At 74.1% G+C, this 1,573-nt stretch carries 2 protein-coding genes; one reads left to right on the top strand and one right to left on the bottom strand.

The features are described 5' to 3' along the window. Nucleotides 1-6: 6 nt before the first annotated feature. Entirely contained in the window at nucleotides 7-957 is a 951-nt protein-coding gene (locus AC0CYZ_RS14315; protein ID WP_472216413.1) for a ferritin-like domain-containing protein, read from the bottom strand. Nucleotides 958-1,191: 234 nt separating this feature from the next. On the opposite strand from AC0CYZ_RS14315, the gene AC0CYZ_RS14310 reads away from it, so the two are divergent. Continuing rightward, nucleotides 1,192-1,573 (top strand): protein adenylyltransferase SelO family protein (locus tag AC0CYZ_RS14310; protein WP_472216411.1); only part of this gene is annotated, 382 nt, incomplete at its 3' end.

The raw sequence follows: 1,573 nt of genomic DNA, 5'->3' as shown, positions 1-1,573 counted from the left end.
TCCGCGTCAGCGGATCCCGGCGATCTCCTGCGCGAGCGCGGCGTGGCGGGTCTGCGCCGCCGAGACCACGCTGTGGCGGTTCCGGTTCGCCTCCTCGTAGTGGATGACCTTGTTCAGGTCGTCCACCTTGTCGAGCTGCTTCACCGCGTTGGCGGCGGCGGAGGCGCTGAGCTGCTCGTAGTCCGCGATCGGCAGCTCGGAGGCGCGCAGCGAGCCGAGCCGCTCACGCGCCTCGTGCACCGCGGTCGCGGCGTCGGTGTCGCCCTGCGAGCGGGCGACCTTCTCGGCCCGCTCGAGCGAGGCGTCCCGGCCGGTCACCAGCACGTCGCGGGCGTTCTCGCTGAACTGCGCGGCCTTGCCGGCGGCCTGGGTGACCCCGGCGCGGACCTGCTCGCCGCGGGCCTGGAAGCGCCCGAGGGTGCGGTTGACCTGGTCCCGCGCGAAGCGGACCGGGTAGTTCACGACGCGTGCGACACCGCCGGCGACGGCCTGGGTCGGCGTCGCGCGCAGCGCGGGCGGCCCACCGAGGGCCTCCTCGGCGAGCACGGTGGTCAGCCACTCGACGGTGGCGCGGTGCGCGGTCGTGAGGCGCTCGGCGAGCGCGCTGACCGACTTGTCGTGCGCGGCCTCGGCCAGCGCGCGCAGGTAGGTGGCGCGGTCGTTGAGCTGGTGCTCGAGGACCAGGTCGCCGAGGAGGGCCTCCTCGACGGGCTCGGCCTGCTCGAAGGTGCCCTTGACGACCGCGGTCAGGCGGCCGACCAGCGGCGTGACGACGTCGGCGACACCGCCGAGGCGCTGGAGCTCACGGGTGATCTCGGCCGTGCGACGCTCGGCGTTGTCCGCGTTCTCCCGCAGCTCCTTGCGGACCGCGTCGGTCCGGGCCTGGGCGACGCGGATGCGGGCGATCTGCACCTCGGTCTGCGTGAGCTGGAGCAGCGAGCGGAGTTGGCCGATCATGGCAGCGTGGGAGGCCAATGGCTTCCAATCTTCGTCGATCGTTCGTCGGATGTCGGAGCCGGCTGGGCCGTCGGGACGGGGCCGTCAGCGTCTCCGTATCGATTGGCTACCCGCGGGTCACCGGATCCGGAACCGTGAGCCGAGCCACGTCGAGCGGTCGTCCTCCCGCGCCGGACGGTCGGGGCAGGGGAACGGCCAGCCCGTGATCCGCGTGCTCCGCGTAGCGTCGAGGAAGTGAGTACGGCTCTCGGAACCCCCACGCTCGAGCACACCTACGCGCAGGCCGTTCCCGGTCTCGTCGTGCCCTGGAGCGCCGCGCCCGCCCCGGACCCGCAGGTGGTGGTCCTCGACGAGGACCTCGCCGCCGAGCTCGGCCTCGACCCGGACGCCCTGCGCTCCTCCGGACTGCTCGTCGGGCAGGTCCCCGACGGCGTCCGCACCGTCGCGCAGGCGTACTCCGGGCACCAGTTCGGGATGTACCAGCCGCGGCTGGGTGACGGTCGCGCGCTGCTGCTCGGCGAGATCGTCGCCCCCGACGGCACCCGGCACGACCTCCACCTCAAGGGCTCCGGCCGCACCCCGTTCGCCCGCGGCGGCGACGGCCGGGCCGCGCTCG

Source organism: Actinomycetospora sp. (genome assembly GCF_055612215.1).
This window is presented reverse-complemented; position numbering and strand designations above follow the sequence as displayed.